Origin of the sequence: Flagellimonas marina (assembly GCF_042651185.1) — a bacterium.
Classification (GTDB): Bacteria; Bacteroidota; Bacteroidia; order Flavobacteriales; family Flavobacteriaceae; genus Flagellimonas; species Flagellimonas marina.
In genome coordinates this window covers 1,569,197-1,591,653 of record NZ_JBHSCL010000004.1, presented here as the reverse complement: position 1 = coordinate 1,591,653, position 22,457 = coordinate 1,569,197, and the positions used below count along the sequence as shown (strand labels likewise).

16 protein-coding genes are annotated in these 22,457 nt (G+C 40.5%); 12 read left to right on the top strand and 4 right to left on the bottom strand.

The window, feature by feature from the left end:
• Positions 1-2 precede the first annotated feature (2 nt).
• From ACFOWS_RS10680 to ACFOWS_RS10645, 8 genes are all read left to right on the top strand, one after another.
• Complete coding sequence (locus tag ACFOWS_RS10680; RefSeq protein WP_366588366.1) at positions 3-548, top strand: heme NO-binding domain-containing protein; 546 nt, start codon at positions 3-5, stop codon at positions 546-548.
• Positions 538-2,586, top strand: a complete 2,049-nt coding sequence (locus ACFOWS_RS10675; RefSeq protein ID WP_379764319.1) for a PAS domain-containing sensor histidine kinase — start codon at positions 538-540, stop codon at positions 2,584-2,586. Before ACFOWS_RS10680 ends, ACFOWS_RS10675 begins: the two co-directional genes overlap by 11 nt.
• On the top strand, positions 2,555-3,685 hold the full coding sequence (locus ACFOWS_RS10670; protein ID WP_379764317.1) for an FIST signal transduction protein: 1,131 nt from the start codon (positions 2,555-2,557) through the stop codon (positions 3,683-3,685). The genes ACFOWS_RS10675 and ACFOWS_RS10670 overlap by 32 nt, the downstream gene beginning before the upstream one ends.
• The gene (locus ACFOWS_RS10665; RefSeq protein WP_379764315.1) at positions 3,685-4,746 is read left to right on the top strand and encodes an ATP-binding protein; all 1,062 of its coding nucleotides are present in this window, start codon (positions 3,685-3,687) and stop codon (positions 4,744-4,746) included. Before ACFOWS_RS10670 ends, ACFOWS_RS10665 begins: the two co-directional genes overlap by 1 nt.
• A 2-nt stretch (positions 4,747-4,748) precedes the next feature.
• Positions 4,749-5,069, top strand: coding sequence for an Hpt domain-containing protein (locus ACFOWS_RS10660; protein ID WP_379764313.1), 321 nt, complete (start codon positions 4,749-4,751; stop codon positions 5,067-5,069).
• A 1-nt stretch (position 5,070) separates the two neighbouring features.
• Positions 5,071-5,784, top strand: a complete 714-nt coding sequence (locus ACFOWS_RS10655; RefSeq protein WP_379764311.1) for a LytR/AlgR family response regulator transcription factor — start codon at positions 5,071-5,073, stop codon at positions 5,782-5,784.
• Positions 5,785-6,179: 395 nt separating this feature from the next.
• Positions 6,180-8,693 (top strand): DUF4114 domain-containing protein, encoded by a 2,514-nt coding sequence (locus ACFOWS_RS10650; protein ID WP_379764309.1) that lies wholly within the window; start codon positions 6,180-6,182, stop codon positions 8,691-8,693.
• A gap of 641 nt (positions 8,694-9,334) precedes the next feature.
• Entirely contained in the window at positions 9,335-9,496 is a 162-nt protein-coding gene (locus tag ACFOWS_RS10645; protein WP_379764307.1) for a hypothetical protein, read from the top strand.
• Between the two features lie 125 nt (positions 9,497-9,621).
• Here ACFOWS_RS10645 and ACFOWS_RS10640 read toward each other — a convergent pair whose 3' ends face one another.
• Positions 9,622-11,685, bottom strand: a complete 2,064-nt coding sequence (locus ACFOWS_RS10640; RefSeq protein WP_379764305.1) for a tetratricopeptide repeat protein — start codon at positions 11,683-11,685, stop codon at positions 9,622-9,624.
• Positions 11,686-11,871: 186 nt separating this feature from the next.
• Between ACFOWS_RS10640 and ACFOWS_RS10635 the strand changes: the two genes are divergently transcribed.
• From ACFOWS_RS10635 to ACFOWS_RS10625, 3 genes are all read left to right on the top strand, one after another.
• A complete protein-coding gene (locus ACFOWS_RS10635) occupies positions 11,872-12,174 on the top strand; it encodes an STAS domain-containing protein (protein ID WP_379764303.1) in 303 nt (100 codons plus the stop codon).
• Between the two features lie 37 nt (positions 12,175-12,211).
• A complete protein-coding gene (locus tag ACFOWS_RS10630; RefSeq protein ID WP_379764301.1) occupies positions 12,212-13,390 on the top strand; it encodes a sugar isomerase in 1,179 nt (392 codons plus the stop codon).
• Between the two features lie 201 nt (positions 13,391-13,591).
• Positions 13,592-14,827, top strand: a complete 1,236-nt coding sequence (locus ACFOWS_RS10625) for a glycosyltransferase (protein WP_379764299.1) — start codon at positions 13,592-13,594, stop codon at positions 14,825-14,827.
• A 462-nt stretch (positions 14,828-15,289) separates the two neighbouring features.
• Here ACFOWS_RS10625 and ACFOWS_RS10620 read toward each other — a convergent pair whose 3' ends face one another.
• The 3 genes from ACFOWS_RS10620 to ACFOWS_RS10610 are packed head-to-tail and all read right to left on the bottom strand — an operon-like array spanning position 15,290 to position 21,132.
• Entirely contained in the window at positions 15,290-16,822 is a 1,533-nt protein-coding gene (locus ACFOWS_RS10620) for a cellulase family glycosylhydrolase (RefSeq protein ID WP_379764297.1), read from the bottom strand.
• On the bottom strand, positions 16,822-18,042 hold the full coding sequence (locus tag ACFOWS_RS10615; protein ID WP_379764295.1) for a hypothetical protein: 1,221 nt from the start codon (positions 18,040-18,042) through the stop codon (positions 16,822-16,824). The genes ACFOWS_RS10620 and ACFOWS_RS10615 overlap by 1 nt, the downstream gene beginning before the upstream one ends.
• Positions 18,043-21,132 (bottom strand): hypothetical protein, encoded by a 3,090-nt coding sequence (locus ACFOWS_RS10610; RefSeq protein ID WP_379764293.1) that lies wholly within the window; start codon positions 21,130-21,132, stop codon positions 18,043-18,045.
• Positions 21,133-21,318: 186 nt separating this feature from the next.
• On the opposite strand from ACFOWS_RS10610, the gene ACFOWS_RS10605 reads away from it, so the two are divergent.
• Positions 21,319-22,452 carry a response regulator gene (locus ACFOWS_RS10605; protein WP_366588399.1) on the top strand — a complete coding sequence of 378 codons (1,134 nt, stop codon included), beginning with the start codon at positions 21,319-21,321 and terminating at the stop codon, positions 22,450-22,452.
• Positions 22,453-22,457: the final 5 nt, after the last annotated feature.

Sequence of the window (22,457 nt, the reverse complement as noted above, 5' to 3'; positions counted from 1 at the left end):
TTATGAAGGGAATAGTATTTACCGAATTTTTAGAAATGGTCGAAGAACAATTTGGGTTGGAGACCGTGGATGCCATTATTGAAGCTTCAGATTTACCATCTGAAGGAATTTATACCTCCGTTGGAACCTACGATTTTAACGAAATGGTGACATTGCTCAAAAACTTGAGCCAGAAAACCCATATTTCTATAGATGACCTATTATATGCCTTTGGTCATTATTTGTTCGGTAGTTTGGGAAAGGCACACCCCGAAGTAATTAAAAGTTATAACTCTCCCATTGGACTATTATACTCCATAGAAGACCATATCCACGTGCACGTCCAAAAACTCTATCCTGATGCTGAACTGCCCACCTTTAATATTTTGGACAGAACAGACACATCAATATCCATGGTATATGTTTCCTCAAGGGGACTGTACCGATTGGCTCACGGACTGATAGAAAAATGTTTTGAACATTTTAATACCTCTTCCAAGGTAACTTTTGAACTATTGAAAGAGGATGGAACCGAAGTCAAATTTGATGTTGTACAGGATGCAGAATAATGAAGTTGAAGTATTAAAAAGGGCGTTGGAGCGCCAAAAAAAGGCAAGGGCACAGGCCGAGAGAATATTGGAAGAAAAATCCAAGGAACTCTACGACACTACTATACATTTAAAGAGAGCCAATGCCCAATTGGAGAATTTATTGGATGAAAAAACCGATGAAGTCGATGCCGGATTCCTCAGCATTATAGATTCTTACGTGGTTATGGACCTTGAGTTTAATGTGGTTCGTAGCAATGAATCCGCAAAAGAGTTTTTGCAGTTCGATAAGGGAAATCCCAAAATTAATCTATCCAGTTACGTACATCCAGAATTTATACAATACACAGCGGAGTCTGTTCAGACCCTTTTGGAAACTGGGATATTAAAAAATTATAGGGCTAAAATTAATTTGCCCGATGGTGATGAAAAGTTTGTACAGATCAATGCAAGTTTAATTTATGACCGAAACAGTAATCCCATTGCTGCACAGGGAATCCTTCGCGACATTACCCAAGAAAAGGATATTGAAACCCTTTTGGGTAACCAACGTAAACAATTAAAAGAGTCCGAAAGTAGATTGGCCACATTGATCAAGAACTTGGAAATGGCTGTACTGCTTGAAGACGAAAACCGAAAAATAGCTCTTACCAATAAAAAGTTTTGCGAAATGTTCGGTGTTCCGGTCAATCCAGAAGAAATGATTGGCATGGATTGCGCCAATGCAGCAAAGGAAAGTAAGAACAACTTTAAGAATCCGGATAAATTCATGGGCCGGATTGCCGAAATTTTGAAAAATCGTGAACCCGTACTTGCGGATGAGCTCGAAATGGTGGATGGTAGAATTTTGGAACGCGACTATATTCCGGTTATAAGTGATGGGGTTTATAAAGGGCACCTATGGAGTTACAGGGATGTTACCTTAAATAGAACCTTTAAACGTAACCTTCAGGCTGAGAAGGATAAATACAGCGGCATCATCGCAAATATGAATCTTGGCTTGGTAGAAGTGGATACCAATGATCGCATTCAAATGGTGAACCAAAGTTTTTGCGACATGAGCGGATTTACCGAAAATGAGCTCATTGGAAAATATGCAAGCGATGTTCTATCGGTGCAGGATAAATCCATTATTGCGGAAAAGAACGCAAAAAGAATCGAAAACGAATCAGACTCCTACGAAATTGAAGTCATCAACAAGCATGGTGACTATCGCCATTGGTTGATCAGTGGTGCGCCAAGATATGATGAAAAGGGACAAGTAATCGGTTCCATTGGCATTCATTTAGATATAACAGAACAGAAAAAGTTGCAGTTCGAGAAAGAAAAGCTCATGGTAAAGCTGGAGCAGAGCAACGAAAGCCTAAAAGAATATGCCTATGTGGTTTCCCATGACCTAAAGTCCCCTCTGCGGAGCATTGAAGCTTTGGCTACGTGGTTGAGCAACGATTATAGTGATGCCCTGGGTGATACTGGCAAGGAATACTTAGGAATGATCCAAGATAAGATAGAATCCATGGAGAATCTGATTAGTGGTATATTGGCCTATTCCACTGCCAATACATCAGAATTGAACAATATTCAGATTGACCTTAACGAGGTGATTTCCGAAATAACAGACAGTATTTACATTCCCGAGAATGTGAAGGTGTTGAGCCCTAAGCCGTTGCCATTGATTATTGCCGATAGGACCAAAATGCACCAGCTGTTCCAAAATATCATTTCAAATGCGGTGGTCCATATCGAGAAAGAGAACGGAAAGGTGGAGGTACTTTATCAAGAAGCATCTGACCATTGGAAGTTTTGTATCAAAGATAATGGTGTGGGCATCCCAAAAAAATACCACAAGAAAATATTTGAAATTTTCCAGTCCGCATCAAACGATAAAAAATCAACCGGAATTGGTCTTTCCATAGTAAAGAAGATCATAGACAGATACAACGGCACCGTATGGGTGGAAAGTGAAGAAGGAGTAGGTACCGATTTCCATTTTACTCTTGAAAAGCAAAACTTAAAAATCAAGCATCATGAAGATATTGCAGGCGAAAAAGTCCTCTAATTCCAATTTTGAATTCACAACGGATAAAACTGAGTTGAAAGAACCTTTGGTTCTAATCTTTGGAAATCGATATTTACTGGAAGAAGAACAATTATTTCAAGAAATAAGAAGTCTGTTTCCCGATGGGCATTTGGTGTTTGGATCTACCTCTGGAGAAATATTGGGGGAGAAAGTATTGGAGGGAACCGTGACGTTGACTGCAATAGAATTTGAAAAAAGTCGGTTTTTAGTAAAAAGTAAAAATATATCGGAATTTAATCAGGACGATGCCAGCTTAGGTAAAATGTTGGCAGCAGAATTCCCTACCGATAACCTTAGACATGTTTTTGTTGTTTCTGAAGGAAGCACTGTAAACGGTAGCGAACTTATCGAAGGAATGGAACAGGTTGGGAACGGTAATTTCGGCCTTTCAGGTGGACTCTGTGGTGATGATGACCGCTTTGAGGTCACTTTGTCGTCTTACAATGAACCCCCTAAGCAAGGCGAAGTGGTAGCCATTGGATTTTATGGTGATTCATTGGAAATAAATTGTGCCAACTTTGGCGGATGGACCCCCTTTGGACCAGAGCGATTGATCACAAAATCACGAAAGAACATTTTGTTTGAGCTTGATGGCAAGCCAGCTTTGGATTTGTATAAAAAGTATTTGGGTGATAAGGCGAGCGAACTTCCTAAATCGGCCCTGTTATACCCACTTAGTGTACAGACCAATGATGAAAAACCTATTGTTCGTACCATTTTAAATATAGATGAACAACATAATGCCATGATATTGGCCGGAGATGTACCGGAAGGTTCCAAAGTACAATTGATGATGGCCACAGTGGACGATATAGCCAATGGCGCAAAATCCGCTGCGCAACTGGCCGTTCAGGCACGGGAAAACGAATCGCAATTGGCTATTTTGGTAAGCTGTGTGGGAAGAAAACTTGTAATGGACCAGCGTACCGAGGAGGAAATTGAGGAAGTTACTCAAGTTATCGGTGAAAATGTGGCAGTATCTGGATTCTACTCCTACGGAGAAATGGCTCCTTTTGCTGGGCAAAACACCTGTAAATTACATAACCAAACCATGACCTTGACCTTATTTAGCGAGTAATGCACAGCTTATTAAAAAGACAGCTAAAAAAATACTTGCCCGAAGCCTACTCGGACAATCGTGATTTGGACCAATTAATGGAAGCCATTGCAAACTCCTATGAAAATTACGATGAAAAACTGAGTATGCTTCAAAGAGCCACCGCACTTAGTTCTGATGAATTGTACGATGCCAATAGAGAACTTGAAAAAGAAGCTACCCGTCAAAAACAAGTGTTAAACTCTTTAGAAAATGCACTTTCCGCACTACAAGCGAACTTCAAGCAACAAGAAGTTCCAAAAAACATTGTGGACAGTGATTTTGATGCCGAAAAATTGGCCAGACAAATTGGTGAATTGGCCCAGCGAGCGTCAGAAATGACAACAGAAAAAGATAAATTGCTCAAGAATCTGGCAAGCCAGAACGAATCCTTGAACAGTTACGCCCATGTGGTTTCGCACGATCTAAAATCACCCATTAGAAATATTAGTGCATTGATTACCTGGATTGAGGAAGATGAAAAGGATACCCTATCTGAACAAAGCAAACAAAACCTTTCATTGGCGCTTGGGAATTTGGAGAAAATGGACAAGCTCATCACCGGTATTTTAAAGCACTCCACATTGCAGGACAAGAACGCCTCCAACGTTATTTTTGAGTTGGGAGAAATGTTATCGGATATACAAGGGAATATTTATGTGCCCAACAATGTTCAATTCAAGTTTCCCGATGAACTGCCCAAATTGTTTTATGATCGCTATAAGATTGAGCAGTTGTTCATGAATTTGATGACCAACGCGGTGAAAGCCACTGAAAACAGAAAACAAGGAACTGTCCAAGTGGATTTTAAAGATGAGGGAGACCATTGGTATTTCGCAGTAGCGGACAATGGCAAAGGAATTCCCGAAAAATACCAATCGGACATTTTTGAAATGTTCAACAAACTGGAGGATGATGCCATGGCAACCGGTATTGGTTTGGCTTTGGTCAAAAAAATAGTTTCCCTGTATGAAGGAAATATATGGGTGGAAAGTGTTGAGAATATGGGTTCCACCTTTCATTTTACCCTAAAAAAGCAATAACCATGATAGAAACCCCAAATCTTGAGTATGTGGACAATCTGGCCGATGGGGATACTGCCTTTCGTCAAAAGTTTATTGGCATACTAAAAGAGGAATTTCCAGTTGAGCAGGAAGAGTATCTGGATACCATGAAAAATGTGCTTTTTCGTGAAGCTTCTGAGCATGTACACAAGATAAAGCATAAATTAAACGTTTTAGGATTACACAATGCCTACACCTTGGCAGTACAGCACGAAAATGAACTACGAAACGGTGAACAATCGCTCAAAGAAGAATTCTTGTCGATTTTAAAAGTTGTGGAGCACTACCTAAAAACCATTTAAGATGAATTGTATACTAATTGATGACGAAGCAGCAGCCAGAGCCATTGTATCGCAATTATGCTCAAAGGTTCCAGAATTAAATGTAATGGAGGAATTTGACAATGCTATTGAGGCCATCAAATTCTTGAACCAATATAAGGTCGATTTGGTTTTTTTGGATATTCACATGCCGGGCTTTACCGGAATTGATTTTATCCAAACCTTAAAGAATCCTCCTAAAATAGTGATGACGACCTCAGATACCGATTTTGCCATTGCTTCCTACGAGTATGAGGCCATTGTGGATTATTTGGTAAAACCGATCACCCACGAACGTTTTCAAAAATGCATCCAGAAAGTAAAGAATACTTCCGTAGGCACTTCTTCTGCTGCTACGGCAACAAATGAGCAGGAAACTGCCTTAGGGGAGGACCTTTACATCAATATTGACCGCAGGCTCATCAAACTAAAATTTGCGGAGATTCTGTTGATCGAGGCCAAAGGCGATTACATCAACATAAAAACGGAGTCCAAAGATTATTTGGTGCACACCACCTTAAAAAAAATAATGGAAAAACTTCCAGAGGATAGCTTCCTACAAATCCACAGATCTTTTGTGATCAACTTTAATAAAATAGTTGATATTGAGGATAATAGTGTCCTTATTGAGAAAAGTGTGATTCCTATCAGTAGATCCAATCGTCCAGAATTAATGCGCAGGTTGAATCTGTTGTAAAATCAACGACACTACTTTTCAATCCGTCTATGGTTTTTTGGGTTTCAACTGTGCACAAGCCATTGACAATTTAATGTAAGATAGCTTTGTAGACGTACTAACTATAAAACTATCATCATGCAAAATCCTTTAGTATTTAGACATATTCGTAAAGCATTGACTTCTTTGCAACTTGGAGTACTCTATGCCTTTGTGGCTGGTATCGTCCATTATTTTGGATTGATTTAAAGAAAACAATCCATAAAATGAAATTTAAAGACACCCGCTTGGGTGTTTTTTTATGCTTATCCCTTACTGGTTTCCATCCGTCTACAGAAAGTTTTCATTCACCGAGGATGACCGTCCTAAAGACTTGGAATTCATCAACTTTGTGTCATATTCTTAAACCTACTATTATGAAGCAGTTTTTACTTCTTTTGGCAACATTGTTAACATTTGTATGGGCATCTGCCCAACAATATGGATATAAATATCTAGGGGATTACACCTCCGATGGAACTCCCCTTTATTTTGATGGAAAGGATGATGTGTCCCAAGAAACCTTGGACATGATCAGTAATGCCCTTCCCGAAGGATTTCCAGTGCCCAACTACAATCCGCAGTATATAACTTCTGGTTATGATACTGATATTATTTTGGATAAAGAGGCCGATGTATGGGTAACCTTTGTAGGAGAAGGGGCAGGGTATAAAAACGTTCTTGGCTTTTATACCTACGATATAAATCAACCTCAATTGACCGCACCAAAAGAAGAAGATATTACCATTATTTTTCCAAATGTCTCCGCAAAGTATAGTGGTGGAAGCTTGGAAACAGGGCATAGAGTAAAAATTGGAAGATTTAGTGCCGGTACCGGTATTGGTTGGGTATTGTTGGCCAATGGTTGGAAAGGTCAGGTAACTCCAGGACTATGGCAGTTGTTCTCTAATCCCGACTATAATCCAGAAGCTCTTGAATTTCTTAGACATCACAATGTATTGTTGAACGATCCGGATAACGAGCGAATTATTTTGGGTTTTGAGGATATTAGACGGGATTATGCAAGTTGCGACAACGATTTTAACGATGCTCTTTTTTACATCACAGCCAATCCGTATGAGGCCATAAAAACCACCAATTATAATAAAATTACGGACCACGCACCTGTTACCTCCGGAAATGATGGCGGATTGGAAAGTAATGGAGATTTGGCCAGCTTGATCGCAAAAAGAAATTTTGACCGAAACAAGGCCAATAGCTTCAAGAACAAGCGCGCCTTGCAAAACAAGTACGACAAGAAGACCTACAAGTCCCTAATGGCCAAATCGGGTAATCTGGATGGTTATTTTCCCAGCACTGGAATGTTTGGCACAGAAACTTCTTATGTTTCAAGCCCTGAGGACCTTTTGGCCATTACCAATGCAGATGAAGTATTCGGAATCGATTATTACCAAGGAACTGATAGGGTTTCTGCCGCTCTGGCACTGAACACCAAAGGTGAGGTGTACAACCATACAAAAACAATCTGTGATCGTCTTAACAATTCCAAACTGAAGGATTTAAGGACCATTGAACTACAAGGACACAAATTGATCTATTCCGAATTGGAGCGATCTAATGGCAATGTGGAGTATGCTGTGGTATTTTCCGTGAAAGAGGACGGAGCGGATCGCACAGTTTACAGCCGTTGGAACCTGGCGGAGTATCCTGCCGGGGATTATAAGAACTTTCAAGTTTGGGGAAACAGTATGGGGCAGGTGAGCACCGTCGTAAACGAGATTCTTACCAATTTGGGCCAGGAATCAACATTAAAATCCAATGAAGGGGAGAATGTATTGCCCACAGTTTTTATCCAGAATGGGTATTACAAGAACGGAAAATTACACCTGAATATCATCAACAAAAGCAAGGGAACTTGGTTGTTGTTGGATGGAAATTATAAAACCACTGAACAGGAAGGCCTTCAAAATTTAAATACCATTATCGATTTAAATGGTGAATGGGAGCAGGAGATTGTGGTGGAATCTGGACACCTTTTTGATATGGGACTGTCCATTATTGCCGAAAACTCTTATCAACACGATGCAATTTACTTGGCTGATGGCCCATGGGGCGTGGATTACAACGCACAAGCCGATAGTGTTGAAGTATTTGAAGTAGCTGAACACCAAGAGTGGGATTTAGACGGGCACATTGTTGAAAGGGGAGTAGTGGCCAAGGGTGAAGTTAAGGAGACCATCAACATATTCCGTAATATTTTGGCCGGTGACCTACAATTACCGATTGATGATTACCAATATCTACACTTCAACATGAAAAACCAGACTCCCGTGGAGATAAGTTTGGTTACCGATGCCACGAGCGAGTGGAGCGATCGTCTTCGCTATAGCTTGGATGCCAATGCCGAAAAAACGCAATACAGTCTATCGTTTTCAGACTTTGTAAACCACGAAGGAAAAAATATGGACTTTGGACAACTTCGAACCATTGTAATTTCCGTGCAGGGAGACTACCAAAATTACACCTCCTTTGAGCTGGAAGTGGATCAAATGGCCTTAACTGTTCATGGAGACCTTCAGCAAGAATCTGAAAATGAACAAGAAGAAGCTACCACTGACGAGACCAATAGTTTGGATCTTGGTGACGATCTGATCAGCATTTTGGACCCAAATACTGAGCTGGAGCTTAAAAATTACCCTAATCCTTTTGTGGAGTATACGGAGATATCGCTACCAGAAAAAAGCAATATCGTGAATGTATATGTTGTGAATTTAAGCGGACAGGTACTTTACGCAGAGACCCACGCTCCAACAGGGAACAAGAATACCATACGGTTGGAGTTGGGCCATCTCTCCAAGGGCATGTATATGTACCAATTGGGAGATGTAACCAATAACAAACTATACAGCGGAAAGATCTTACGACAATAAATGTGGTTCTTATAGGTTGTTGTTTTTTTGATGAAGGCTCCCCTTTTTAAGGGGAGTTTTTTATTGAATCATGTCAGAGGATATTGATTAATTCTTCAAGTTGATTAAAAAATCATCTCTAAGGCTTGTTTTAAACAACAATATTCTTCCTTCTGAAGAGGTGGAATCTGGTTTGATTTTGATTTGAAACTGGTTATGGAGACAGAAAATGGTTAGATTGAATGTGAAAGCAATACTGGTGAAGGAAAATATTTTTACCAGTGTGAATTGTGTAATTAAAAATGGAGTTTTAAAAAACTGATAATTCATTAAGGAACCATTTTAAAAAGGGTTCGATGGAATAAACTTAGATACAACTCCAACAATTATGCGGAACCAAGAAGAAGTTGATGATTTCTTTTTTAGACATAACAGATTATAGCGAAATTTCAGAAGGAAGAGACCTTTGAAAGAATTACTTCAGAGATTGATAGGTATGACGTGAAGTATGTAAATGAATACATTTTTGTTCTCGTCAACTGTATCAGAGGGTATTGGATTGGATTGAAAACAATGCCTGCCGGGTAAAAAATGTAAGCCAAAAGGGACATCTTGCAGCTAGCTCAAATTTTGATTGGGAAGGGGCAAATCAATGAAAGGGAATGGGCAGACCTTTGAGTCTTATTCCCTTTGATGCATTGATTTATTGTACAACAACAGGAGATAGGTCGAATCAATCCTTATGGATGGGAGAGATTCAATCCAAATTGATAGGAGATGCTGAATTGAACATTATTACCATGCAATTAGAGGAGTTTTTATAAACGGATGATGTGCCTAGGACGAGAAAGGCTGTCAAACGAATAATCAAAAACCTATTTGGGATAGAAGAATAACTAAAAAACCCGATCAGTTATGACCGGGCTTTACTTTTTAGATAATAGAAATTTTACCTTGAAGCAATGCTCCCATTAAAAAAAGGCTGCTTTTTAAAAAGCCACTTCAGTTGTATGCCCACTTCAGTAAATTCGAAACCTGCTGCAGTCGCCGAGGCAATGTTGCTATATTTTCCGTACAACCCACCGCTCAATCGTTTGGTGAATTGGTGTTTTAGATTCATTTCTACCCTAAAAATTGAAGTCATATCATCATCTTCCACCTGCTGTAAACCCGTTGCCGCATTGATTCTATAAGTGGAGTTACCGCTAAATTTACCGCTCACTTCCGCAAAGAATTCCCCGGCCTGGTATTTTTCTGGACTAAAATAGATGGTAGGCACTTGCTCCGCAAAGGCCAAGTACTGGTAGTTGAGTCCAAACTTTAAGTTTGGCTTTCGCAATGCCGTGTAGTACAGAGAAGTAAACAAAAGGTCGCGTTGGTTGTCATCGCTTTGCTCTGTGTGCATAAGCTGTGTGTACCATCCCAATCCAAAATTGGACCCAAGGTTGTAGTTTAAACCATAATGCTGCATTACAATTTCACGCTCTATCAAATCCGTATTAAAATTTTGGACCTCTCGTTGGTATCCAACCTCCAAGTTTTGTAGGCGATACGGTTCTGTAACCACTTTTGCACTTATAATGGGTTGCGAGTAGCCATTACCATTGAACTGGGCATTGTTGATACCTGCTAACCCCACTACTTTTAACTTGGGCAGCATAGCGTAAGTAACTCCAGCGGTTGCGGTATGCGTATGCGCTTTTGCTGAGGTTTCTGAATTTTCTGTTAATCGGTACTGATAATTTACAACCGTTTGAAACTTGGTGGACAATGGCAGGTTCACCGTTGTATTGGTGGCATATGCTATGTTATTCCCATTATCAAAACTGTAAGAAGCCGTTTCTTGCACATAAGGGCTATATTGTCCGTTTATTTTTTCAATTAGCCCTTGCGCATCTTTTTGGTTTTCAAAAATCGACAAGGTTTTGTTGGTGGCGGCGTATGCCTCTTCTATCCTTCCGAGGGCAAAAAGTGCATTGGCCTTTCCTAAATTTCCATCAAAAGATGTACTGTCCGAAGCCAGAATAGCATCATAATGTTGCAAACTGTTCTTAATATTCCCGGTGTACATTCCATGGGTGGCTTTAAGGGCCAACACCCAATTTCTATCACCAAATTGGTTGGAAAGACTGTCGATGTATTTTTTGGCAGAAATAAACTTTCGGTTCCAGATTAGGGCTTGGGCGTAACGTTCAAAGGTCTTTTCCTTAATTTCATTATCGGCAATCTTGCTTACTTTATTTTTTGATTGGATAGCCACCTTCAAGGCCACCTTATCATTTTCCCCAATATGCTCGGCCAAGGCAATTCCATTTAAAGCCACAATAGAGTCTTTTGCAGAAATGGCAAGTCTGCGATAGGACGTTTTTGCACTATCGACCTCTTTGGTAATCAAGAATACATTGGCCAAGTTCAGCAAGGTTTCCCGATCATTTGGAAAATCGTTGAAAATGGATTTTAGTTTGATTTTTGCCTCATCATAATTCTGTGACTGTACCAAAGTGTTGGCCAACCCAAGGTTCATGTATTTTTTCGAAGTGAGCGCACTTGGATTGCCAGATTGCAATTGCAAAGCTTTTTCTATCCATTGTAAAGCTTCCTCATATTTTTGAAGATTACTCAACGTATTGGCATAACCTAAAACTGCACCAAATTTATTGGGATAATCTTCTACTAGGCCCGCGTACAATTTTTCCGCAGCTTTAAATTGCTTGCCCCATAAAAAGGATTCATAATAGTTGATGCGAATCTCGTAATCATCCGGGTGCTTTTCCAACATACCATTAAATAAGGTATTGGCCTTGTTCGGATTTCCGTTGAGGCCCACAGCACGTCCGTAGCAGATCTGGGCTGTTTTATTGTTGGGATTATCTTTAAGGAAATCACCAAAAAAGTTTTCAGCTTGGGAGAAGTTCCCTTTTTCCAAAAGTTGAAATCCAGTTTCCATTTCGGACTGGGCCAATACTCCTTGGGTGGCGACCACAAAAATGATGATGTGAATAAAGCGTTTCATAGGTTAAGCTTTTGAGGTTTTTTGATATTGTAAAGTTAAAAAGGGCTTAACCGCAGCCGAAGGGCGAACCCTACCGTTCGTCTACAGCTACCTGCAATCCATCTATACCGTCCATTTTAAAACGTCAAATCAGTGGATATTTGCTGTAACAAGTCGAATAAATCTTAACCTTAAAAACTAGAAATCATGGCTTTACAAATCACAGAATGCAGAGGAGTGTTCTCCGTACATGGAAACCTGAACAGTGCAAACGTTCTTATTTTGGAACGACATATGAGTAGGTTCATCAATTCCAAAAACCAAGTAATCCTGAACTTGGGACGAGTAGCCCAGTTGGATGAGACCGCTGCCCACATCCTGAAGAAAATGCACAAAAATGCACTTAAGACAAGGGCTTTTTTGTCCATAATAGGACTGGAGAACAAAAACGTTGTTTCAGTCATGAACAAGACACAAACCACTTACATCCTTAGTCATGATCGCGCTTAGTAGCATAAAAAATAGAGTTTCCCCTCAACAGCTTTTTATGCTGAGTGCCTTATTGGTTAACGGAGGAAACTACATTTATAATTTATTGTTGGGGCGCATCTTGGGTCCAGAAGCCTTTGCTGATGCTGCCCTTCTCGTGACGTTGTTGTTGGTGCTCTCATTTTTGGGAATGACCTTTCAATTGGTAACAGCAAAATTTGTTGCCACTTTACCATCCAATCAATGGGATGTTTTTAGAAATCGAATTGGTGCTTTTGCACTTTTGATTGGATGTTTGTTGGGAGCAATGGTATTTTTCTCAGCTCCTATGCTCCAAAATATCTTGCATACGGAGAACGCTTTGATGTTCCGAATTTTTGCTTTAGGAGTGCCTGTTTACTTTGTAATGAGTGTAAACCGAGGTCAATATCAAGGGGCAGAATCCTTTGTTAAATTGTCCATTTCCTATCAATTGGAAATGTGGGGCAGATTGGGAATTACCCTATTGGCCTTTTTGGTAATTCGTGACCATTTTGGTGCATTGGTCTCTTTTGGAATTTTGGTTTCCCTAGTGTTTGGATTGTTCCCTTACAAAAAGTTGAGCCTTGCTAAAACAGCAAAAGCTCCTATTGGTTTGGAATGGTCAAAGGTGCGGACTTTTATGTTGATCACGGCCGGTTACGAATTGACCCAGATTATCATAAACAATAGTGATATTATATTGGTGAAACACTTTTTTGAAGCACAAGAAGCAGGTCTTTATGCTTCCTTGGCATTGATCGGTCGCGTGGTGTATTTTGTAGCCTGGATGTTCGTAATGTTGTTGTTGCCCACTGTGGTTCGTCTTAAAAAAGAAGGCAAGCCTACGGGGCATATTTTGTTTAAGTATGTTGGGTATATCGGTTTACTTTCCACTGCAATAGTAGTAGCCTGTGCCTTGTTCCCAGAGCTTATCATCACCTTGCTGTTTGGAGATGCATATTTGTCCATGGCTTCATTGTTGTGGCAATATGCACTGGCCACATCTTTGTTTGCCGTAGCCAATATTTTCACCTATTACTTTTTATCCTTAGATCATTATAAACCCATTTTGTTTTCAGCAGGGATGGGTGTATCACAAATAGTTTTAATTGTGTTGTTTCATAGTAGTTTGGCCATGGTGGTCCAACTACAGATTTTGGTAATGTTGGTGTTGCTTGCCGTTCAAATACTCTATTTTTTATCTCACAGGAGATAGGGTTTCCCCCAGAATAGAGGGCAGGCCTAGGGCTGGAAAGCATATGTTGTTTTCCGGCCCTTTTTTATGGATTTAAACTTATCGTTTCATCTTTTCCATTCGTCTACACTTTCTGTTCAACCGTCCTTTAATCGCCTTTTTTGCAGGGTTTTGTGCGGATATTTGTATCACTAAAATCTAATAGAATAAAAACTTAACCTTATGAAACTAGCAATTGTAACGGCGTATCCGCCAAGTAAAGTAACCCTAACTGAATATGGGTACCATCTGGTAAAACATTTTAGACTTCAAGAAGAAGTAAGCGAGATTGTATTGCTTACGGACCATACCGAAGCACCAAAAGACCTTTCCTTTGAAGAGGAAGGATGTCCTATAACTGTTAAGGAGTGTTGGAACTTCAACGACCTTAAGAATATGTACAGAGTGGCCAAGGCCATCAGAAAAGAAAAACCGGACGCTGTTTTGTTCAATCTTCAGTTTTTGAAGTTTGGTGACAAAAAGGTTCCTGCCGCTCTTGGACTTTTATTGCCTTTTGTTTGTAAAATGATGCGCATTCCTACCATCTCTTTGTTGCACAATATTTTGGAGCAAGTGGATTTGGAAAATGCCGGAATCACTCAAAACGGATTCCTTCAAAAAATATACAACTTTATTGGCACCACCCTAACACGCTTTGTATTGGCGTCGGATGTACTGGCCGTTACCATCAGCAAGTACAAAACTATTTTGGAAAACAAATACAAGGTCAATAATGTTGCCCTTGTGCCACATGGTGCCTTCGAAACCCCACCAGCTCCCAACTACGATTTACCAAAAGGTCCTATGCAGGTAATGGCTTTCGGAAAGTTTGGGACCTACAAAAAAGTGGAGCCAATGATTGAAGCCGTTGAATTATTGCGTACAAAATCCGATCTGGATATTGAAATTGTAATCGCTGGGACGGATAGTCCAAACACACCAGGGTACTTGGAGAATGTGCAACAGACATACAGCCATGTAAAGAATCTAAGATTTACCGGATATGTGGCCGAGGAAGATGTTCCACGTATTTTCGGGGACAGTGCCGTAGTGGTTTTCCCTTACACATCTACAACAGGAAGTTCCGGGGTATTGCACCAAGCTGGAAGTTACGGAAAGGCAGTAGTGTTGCCAGATTTGGGAGACTTGGGCATCTTGGTAAGGGAAGAAGGCTACCGAGGCGAATTCTTTGAACCAGAGAATGTGGAATCTTTGTCCGATGCCTTGGAAAGCATATTGAAAAACGAGTCATACCGAACTTATTTAGGTAAGGAGAATTACAAAGCAGCATGTTCGCTGCCCATGTCCAAAATCACCGAAATGTATCTGGATCATTTTAAAGTGATACAGGCAAAGAAAGGATTGTTGCCAACTCCTGCGCAAGAATTACAAGAGATTAACGAGACAAGTATCGCATAGGTTTTTAGGTTAAGTGTGAAAGGGGGATAACTTTAGTTAGCTGTCCCTTTTTCTTTTTTTATGACCGTATGATAGGCGGGTTCCTACTTATTATGAAAATGTAAACTACTGTCACTTCGAGCGCAGTCGAGAAGTCTTGGTTGTTTTGATTTCGCAAGTAGGTCTCGACTGCGCTCGACCTGACACTATATAATAAATCGAGAAGTTTTTAGGTTAAGTGTGAAAGGGGGATAACTTTAGTTAGTTGTCCCTTTTTCTTTTTTTATGACCGTATGATAGGCGGGTTCCTACTCATTATGAAAATATAAACTGCTGTCACTTCGAGCGCAGTCGAGAAGTCTTGGTTGTTTTAATCTTGCATCTAGGTCTCGACTGCGCCTGTCTGCCGACAAAGGCAGGCTCGACCTGACACGATTTAGTAAATCGCATAGGTTTTTAGGTTAAGTGTCAAAGGGGATAACTTTAGTTGGTTGTCCCCTTTTCTTTTTTTATGACCGTGTTATACGCCGGTTTCTTCTCACCATTGGCATCTATGATTCCAAAGTGCTTTTGTGGTGCTTTTCGCCAGGGTTTTCTACCCACCACTTGTGTTGGCACGGTTTCAAAATCGTGTAGGGTCCAAATAAAGGAAGGAAGCTGCTCCTCTTCCAAAACAGTTTGTATTTCAGACAAATAATTGGCTTGAGCCTCTTTTGAGTTGGAAAACAAATTCCAAATACCGCTATAACTCGATTTTCCGTATTCTTCCAATACCATGGGCTTTTCCCCAATGGCATCTTTCAAGGCAGCGACTCGTTCTTTTAGGTTTTTTGGTTCCTCGTAATAATGGAAAGAAACAAAATCCACTTGATTGAACAAGTTCATGGCCGCTTCGGGGGCAAACCATCCAATGGTAATAGGGTGGATGCTATCCTTTTTTTTAATGAGTTGTGCCATTTCCGAAAGCCAACCCAGCACATTTTCCTTGCCTCGACTGTCAAAATCGAGGTCAGGTTCGTTTTTTAGGTCCCATCCCAATAAAGCTTCATGATTTTGTAATCGGGAAACTACGGTTTCGGCATGTCGGTGCGTCAAGGTCCAGTCCATTAGCTCATAATTCCCATAAAAATCGAATAGGGTGACCAAAACTTTAAGGTTGTTTTGTTGTGCCAAGTTTAGCAATTCTTCAAGCTGGTCAAGATATTCAGTTTTTACCGAAGCAGCCCCGAATGTTTCGTAGGGAACAAATACCCGAATGGAATTTAAGCCTAGGGATGTTATGGTCTCAAAATCAGCAGTGATGGCCTCGCTGTCAAAATTCTTCCCGAACATATCCCATGGGTTATCCTTTGGATAATAGTTGATTCCCTTTAATGAGTTCACATTGAATGAAACCTCTTCCCTTTGTGCTTGGACTTCAGGTGGATTTTGATTTTTAACCATTTGCCGAACCCGCCAAAAACCATCTTCCAACATTAAAATTACTTGATAACTATGTGTGGATTTTTGTTGCTGCAGGAATTGCCCGTTAGCAAATATTTTTTCAACCTGAACCACATGGTTATCGGTAAGCACGGCCAATTTCCCATCCAAACTATAAAACTCCAATCGAGGATGATGAGCTAGGGTAGTGGCTTCTATCCGAACTTGATTGTCCTGATTGTCTTTGATTAATTGTTTGAGATGTTCTCTGGCGTCTTCGGTGTAGTAATCTTCAATTCCAAGTACGTCAAAAGTTGATAAGGCAATATTTTTTACATACCAAGCATTGATATAGTCTTTTTCGAGTTCGCTTAGGGCTTGTTGGGATATTTTTCTGCCACGTTGCCCATTGGTTATCCATACGATTTTGGGTTGATAGGCTTTTTCAATAGCACCGCCAATATGAAGAATGGAAGACTTGTCCGCCCCAGTGTTCAGAAAACTCCAAGCGGCCGCCAAACCATAAATGATACCTGCATTTAAGGCCAAAAAGCTCAATAAGAGCAAGGATCTATATAGGTTTTTCCGAGCCATTATTCAGTTTTATTGTTAACCGATTTTTTAATTCCTGCTACAATTACAAATCCCTTGTGGGTATTCGCATTTATCCCTTCGGGAAGTTCAAATGTTCCCATTCCTTTCCTTGTGGTACTACTTAAAGTCAATACTGACTTCCCATCTGGGTTTAGCATTTTCAATTGGATGCCCATACCATCGGGAACCCATTGGCCCATATAACTAAGAATAGGTCCAACGCTTATGAATCGGCCATCTTTCGAGCTATCCACCATATAATCCATTACGGCTGCATCAAAATTCAATGTTAGGCTATTGCTTTGTGATAGTCCGCTGATATGTGCTTTTACCTTCCACTCCGTTGCCGCCTCGGGATGGAGCATTTTGCCTGTTGCAACACCGTTCAAGGTAGTGCCGTACGTCTGTAAACTATTGCCAGAGGCATCCTCGACCACAAAATTGACCAAGGTTCCATCGGCAACAATATTATTGTTTTGATCTCTAATGGTTGAGGTGGTAAAGGAAACTATCTGATTACCATCCGCATAGCTATGCTGTCTTTCAAAATTGATAGCGAAATCAGCAGCTTTAGTGGGCAGAACGCTCACTGTAAACTCTTTGGATATTTGATTTTCTAGATGAGACCCTATAAAGAGTTCGCCTACGGATGCTTTATTCCCCACATAGGCAAAAGAAATCATATCCTGTACCGATGTGGTGGTGCTTTTTTGATCGGACTTAAACTTTTCCGTTAGTGTGATTTGAGTACTATCTGGCATGGGGTTTCCAAACTTGTCCTGCGGCAAGGATACGATCATGGCTTGGTCTTTTTTATCCGCAAAAATGCTGGTCGGTCCCAAATAGGTTTCCATGGACACGGCCAAGGTAGTACTAGGTCTTATGAAAAAGTCACCTGTAGCGGTTATCGTTTCATTGCCAATTAATTTCCATTGCACCCACCCGCTTTTTTGGGCAACAGTTGCTGGAAGTGAAAATGTTAATGAGGTTTGAGTGCTATCCGCAGGGATGGCTATAGTGCTCCAACCATTTTGAATCAATAGGAGCTGGTTCTCTTTTTCTCCATTAAACTGAAGGGTAATGGCTTCGCCGGCTATAAACTCCTTTTGGGTGGATATAATTTGAATGGCCTCTACCGTTTTTCCCAAATTGGCATCAACAGGTTTGGAGCAACTGATTGCTCCTAAACATACTAGTCCTATGTATCGCCAAAATTTCATCTATTTGGGATTACCGATATAATTGTTCAACTCCACTTTAAAATAATGGTAACCTTCTCCGTTGTAAGGACGCATCATTTCCCATTTAACCGCTTCGTTTCTATCCGAAAAATAATTGTTCGTGATTTCAGCATTGGGAGTTCCGTTTACGTAACAGTTTTCCAAACCCTCTGCAATCACCTCGATTTCTTTCAAGTCCAACATAGGAATTTCGAAGCTCTGTTTCCGTTGAATACGGATGCCATCCAATGTAAAACGATGATCTACCCACAAAATATCGCCTTGGTCCGAATAGTAGGAGGTCAAAATTTGAGGTATGGTCACCTCTTGGGTACCGTAATTAAATAAGGTCCCGGTTAATCGGTTTTGGTCCAAATGCCAGTTTTGCAAGGCCACCGATTTGTATAGATCAGAAGTGGCCACGTTGCCGGCACATTGCAGGTCAAACGTAACGGGTTGCTCTTCCAGGCTGATCGGGGTAAATTGGTCGGGATCAAAAGTGGGGGGCAGGGTATCCTTTGTGGACGACCACGCAATACCTTCAAAATCTATTCGGAAAGATGTGGTTTCCTTTGGCATTAGCTTGTGTTTGGCATGGAATTTTACATCGTGCTGTGCCAATTCCTTGTCGTTTTCATTGTACAGCGTGCCTTTTATGGAGACATCCGCAGGTACATTATCGATATTCTGAAGCTCTCCAACAATACTATAACTGCCCTTATATTTTACCAATTTTGCCGACAATACCTCTAAAATAGGTTGTCGAAGGATATCCTCATGGTAGGTTTGCTGTGTGGTTATCCGTCTACGACCATGGTTGTAATATTGGGTTTGGTTGGACGTGATCAATTGGTTGGGCGGAATATCGTTGTCCACTTTTTTGGGTTTGATGTACCACTGTCCGTTCTTTTTTACGACCGTGTGTTGATAATTGCGGGCCACTTTCTCCAACGGCGTGATCCATTTGGTGGCCACTTCCATTTCCACATAATTTTCAGATGTTTTGGTTTCAGTGATGCCGATTGCGTCCAATTTGGCGTAGGAACTCAATAGGCCGTCGGTAACCGAAACTTCCAACATATATTGAGAAAGACTTACTTCTTCTTCTGGGTCTAAATAGGAATGTGCTCTTTCAAATTCTTTAAAATCCAAGGCATCATAATAGGCTTTTACTACATTATTAGCGCTTATTTGGGTAGCATTGTCCAAATAAAAATGATAGATGCCAAAAAGGAAGATACCGATAATACCAATGGCCCAAACTCCATTTACAAAGGAAAGTCCTGTGGAAATCCCATTGTATTTAGGTGCGTGATGAAAATAATCGTCCACCGGGGCAGCTTTTCCCTTAAGCTTCCAGTACCATGGAATTTGAATATTGATGATAAACGCCAGAATCAAAGTCCCTACAGGAATCAGTCCCCACATCAGTTTCAAGAAATTGGGTACGTCATCTTTGGGAATTACCTTGGGCAAAGGGGAGATGTTGAGACGCTCCCAGACCATAATGCCGTTCTCCAATTGTTGTAGGCGCTGCCATCCGCAGAAATAGAGAATGGGGTCGTAAAACTTATCGTTGGAAAAAATGTATTTCAGATTGTATTTTTCAGGTACGGTCAAAAATTGCTGTAGGGAACCAATGCCCTCCACACCCCTGAATTTTGAATTCTCCAACCGTTCAATGGCCCTAGTGGTCAGTTCGGGCAACCTACGTGCAGAATGATAGTTTCCATCTACCGTCATGGCATTGGTCTGTGCGGACAGCCAGGCCATTTGATCCCCAAACCCTAGCGGCAAATAGCGCCATTTATCGTGTTCATCTTGATTTAGAAAATTAACAATGGGCAGCATGTTTATTTTCTGTGGCTGGGAGGGCCTAAAATAATTTAAGCTCATGGTAAAAATGGCCATGGCAATAAAACTGATGCCCAATCCACCGGCCAAAACATAATGTAGTGGTTTTTTAAAGGCTTTTATCAATTGTTGTCTAAAGTCACCTTCTACCAATCTAAATACAAATTCGCCAAAAATGGGCAGCGCCATTATGGTGGCCCAAAGCGTAAATCTATCCAACGTAAGGATATTGAATGCGGTATCTCCCAACAACATTTTGGGCAAGGGCGTAGTGCCTCCGGTACCCAATAGGGTCAGCATGGAAAAGGACAATCCGAAAAACAATAATCGTTTACTGTAGAATCGATAAAAAAGATAAGGCAATATAAAAAGGAGTACTCCCCATGGGATAAGAAAAAAGACCAAGCCCGAAGAGGTTACCTCCAGAAAATTATCGCGAGATCCATGCGGAATCGGAACCTGTGTAATCGGATTTTTTTTGGAATTGACCCAATAGGGCAATATACAACCTACAATGGCGACTAAAGAACCACCACCAAATACAACAATGCGCCAAAACAATCTCTTGAACTGTTGCAAAAAAACCTTGAAGGTGATTTTGGTGTTGATGCCCACAGCTTCCTTACAGGCGTCCATAATTACCAACCCTATCAATGGAAAAATAAAAAATACCATACCAAAAATTGGGGTCACATGATGGGAGGTTACAGTAACCGCAATCATGGAAAGCGAGGAAATCAACTTGAACTTTCTGCCGGTCTTTATCCACATGTAGATTTCGGGCAGGGCATGCATTAAAATGGAAATACCCATTAAACTGGGCAATTGTCCGAAAATGTGCAAGGTTTCCAAAAACATGGAAGAAAATGCCGCAAGCAGGGCAGTGTATCCTGCGATTTTACGATTGGCCGTAATGACCAAGGCAAAGCGGTATGCTCCGGTGATGAACAAAGCAATGATAAACAAGGCCATGGTAAACAATCCGAACTTTAACCCTCCTACATAGGAAAGCAAAGCCATAAACTGGTGAACCAATGGAGGATACCCTTGTACGGTAAACCCGGTGTACCAGCGATAATCCCATGGTTCGAACCAGCTGTTTGCGTAGTGGTCGGCAAAAAATAGGTGTATGAGGGCATCATAGGTGGATTCTAAAGTGAAAAAGATATTCGCCCCATGAAAAATAAGCCCAAAAACCAGCGCAATTGCCAGTGTTATGTTGGTTTGTTTTTGCATTGATATCTGTCAGAAAATATAACAGTATAAAGGTCGAAATATTGTCGAAAAACCAATGGACTATCCATCGGCTCAATTTTACCATTCGTCTACACTTAATTGATTTCCAACTTTTTTCGCCAATCTAAAACGTCAACTAGTTATAGATTTGCTTCAGAAATTATTCAAAAACCTAAATCTTAACCTATGAAAATTTTAGCAATAGACGACCAGCAATTAATACTGCTATCCGTACAGAGAAAACTTAAAGAGATTGGATACTTGGTAAAGACTGCCACTACTGGACAAGAAGGGATTGAAATCTTTAAAGAGTTCCAGCCAAATTTGGTCATTATGGATATGAACATGCCTGAGATGACCGGTTTGGAAGTGATTGACCAACTTAAGGATATTGACATGAACGTTCCGATTATGGTAATGTCTGGAAATAATGACGAGGAAGTGATCTTGAACAGTTTTGAGCTTGGTATCGCCGATTACATGAAAAAACCCATCGGTTTGGATGAGATGGTCGCAAGGGTAAAAAGAACCATAGGTCCTCCCATTTTGGAGAAACAATCGGTAAAAAAGGAATTACAATTGATTCAAAAACATTGTGTTGGGGTGGTGATACCTTGCTACAATGAAGCTGAACGATTATCTGGAAAAGAGTTTCAGGATTTTGCCAAAAAGCATCCTGGATACCACCTGTGTTTTGTGAACGATGGTAGTACCGACAATACCTTGGAGGTGTTGGAAGAAATAAGAAATGGGAACGAAGAGGCCATCAGTATTTACGATTGTAAAGTGAATGGAGGAAAAGCGGAAGCAGTGCGTCAAGGAATGTTGCACTTGGCTCAAGACGATCAGTTTGATTACCTAGGTTATCTAGACGCCGACCTTTCCACGGATTTTACGGATTTCGATGAACTGGTTCGTACTATTGAAGGTTCTAACTTCGATATTGTAAGTGGTTCTAGAATCAGTAGAATGGGAGCCGATATCACTAAAGAATCCGCTAGAAAAATCATCAGTAAGACCATAAACCTGATTATTCAGAAAATTCTGGGAATGCCTTTTAAGGATACGCAATGTGGTGCCAAGGTAATGCGCCCAAATACCGTTTCGGATGTATTTAACAAACCGTTTAAAACCAGATGGTTGTTCGATGTGGAAATTTTTATACGAATGGGGAAAAAGTATGGAAAGGAAAAAGCAACTTCGCTTATTTGCGAGCAACCCTTAAAAAGATGGATTCATGCAGATGGTTCAAAATTGTCAATGAAGGATTCTATAAAAATTATTTGGCAGTTGGGACAGTTATCGATAAAATATAAGTAAGTAGA

What these genes read in the sequence shown, in the direction of transcription:
- ACFOWS_RS10615 (WP_379764295.1), bottom strand. Translation starts at nt 18,042, where the DNA reads ATGAAATTTTGGCGATACATAGGACTAGTATGTTTAGGAGCAATCAGT.
- ACFOWS_RS10675 (WP_379764319.1), top strand. Translation starts at nt 538, where the DNA reads ATGCAGAATAATGAAGTTGAAGTATTAAAAAGGGCGTTGGAGCGCCAA.
- ACFOWS_RS10625 (WP_379764299.1), top strand. Translation starts at nt 13,592, where the DNA reads ATGAAACTAGCAATTGTAACGGCGTATCCGCCAAGTAAAGTAACCCTA.
- ACFOWS_RS10665 (WP_379764315.1), top strand. Translation starts at nt 3,685, where the DNA reads ATGCACAGCTTATTAAAAAGACAGCTAAAAAAATACTTGCCCGAAGCC.
- ACFOWS_RS10630 (WP_379764301.1), top strand. Translation starts at nt 12,212, where the DNA reads ATGCTGAGTGCCTTATTGGTTAACGGAGGAAACTACATTTATAATTTA.
- ACFOWS_RS10655 (WP_379764311.1), top strand. Translation starts at nt 5,071, where the DNA reads ATGAATTGTATACTAATTGATGACGAAGCAGCAGCCAGAGCCATTGTA.
- ACFOWS_RS10680 (WP_366588366.1), top strand. Translation starts at nt 3, where the DNA reads ATGAAGGGAATAGTATTTACCGAATTTTTAGAAATGGTCGAAGAACAA.
- ACFOWS_RS10650 (WP_379764309.1), top strand. Translation starts at nt 6,180, where the DNA reads ATGAAGCAGTTTTTACTTCTTTTGGCAACATTGTTAACATTTGTATGG.
- ACFOWS_RS10645 (WP_379764307.1), top strand. Translation starts at nt 9,335, where the DNA reads ATGGGCAGACCTTTGAGTCTTATTCCCTTTGATGCATTGATTTATTGT.
- ACFOWS_RS10640 (WP_379764305.1), bottom strand. Translation starts at nt 11,685, where the DNA reads ATGAAACGCTTTATTCACATCATCATTTTTGTGGTCGCCACCCAAGGA.
- ACFOWS_RS10620 (WP_379764297.1), bottom strand. Translation starts at nt 16,822, where the DNA reads ATGGCTCGGAAAAACCTATATAGATCCTTGCTCTTATTGAGCTTTTTG.
- ACFOWS_RS10635 (WP_379764303.1), top strand. Translation starts at nt 11,872, where the DNA reads ATGGCTTTACAAATCACAGAATGCAGAGGAGTGTTCTCCGTACATGGA.
- ACFOWS_RS10670 (WP_379764317.1), top strand. Translation starts at nt 2,555, where the DNA reads ATGAAGATATTGCAGGCGAAAAAGTCCTCTAATTCCAATTTTGAATTC.
- ACFOWS_RS10605 (WP_366588399.1), top strand. Translation starts at nt 21,319, where the DNA reads ATGAAAATTTTAGCAATAGACGACCAGCAATTAATACTGCTATCCGTA.
- ACFOWS_RS10610 (WP_379764293.1), bottom strand. Translation starts at nt 21,132, where the DNA reads ATGCAAAAACAAACCAACATAACACTGGCAATTGCGCTGGTTTTTGGG.
- ACFOWS_RS10660 (WP_379764313.1), top strand. Translation starts at nt 4,749, where the DNA reads ATGATAGAAACCCCAAATCTTGAGTATGTGGACAATCTGGCCGATGGG.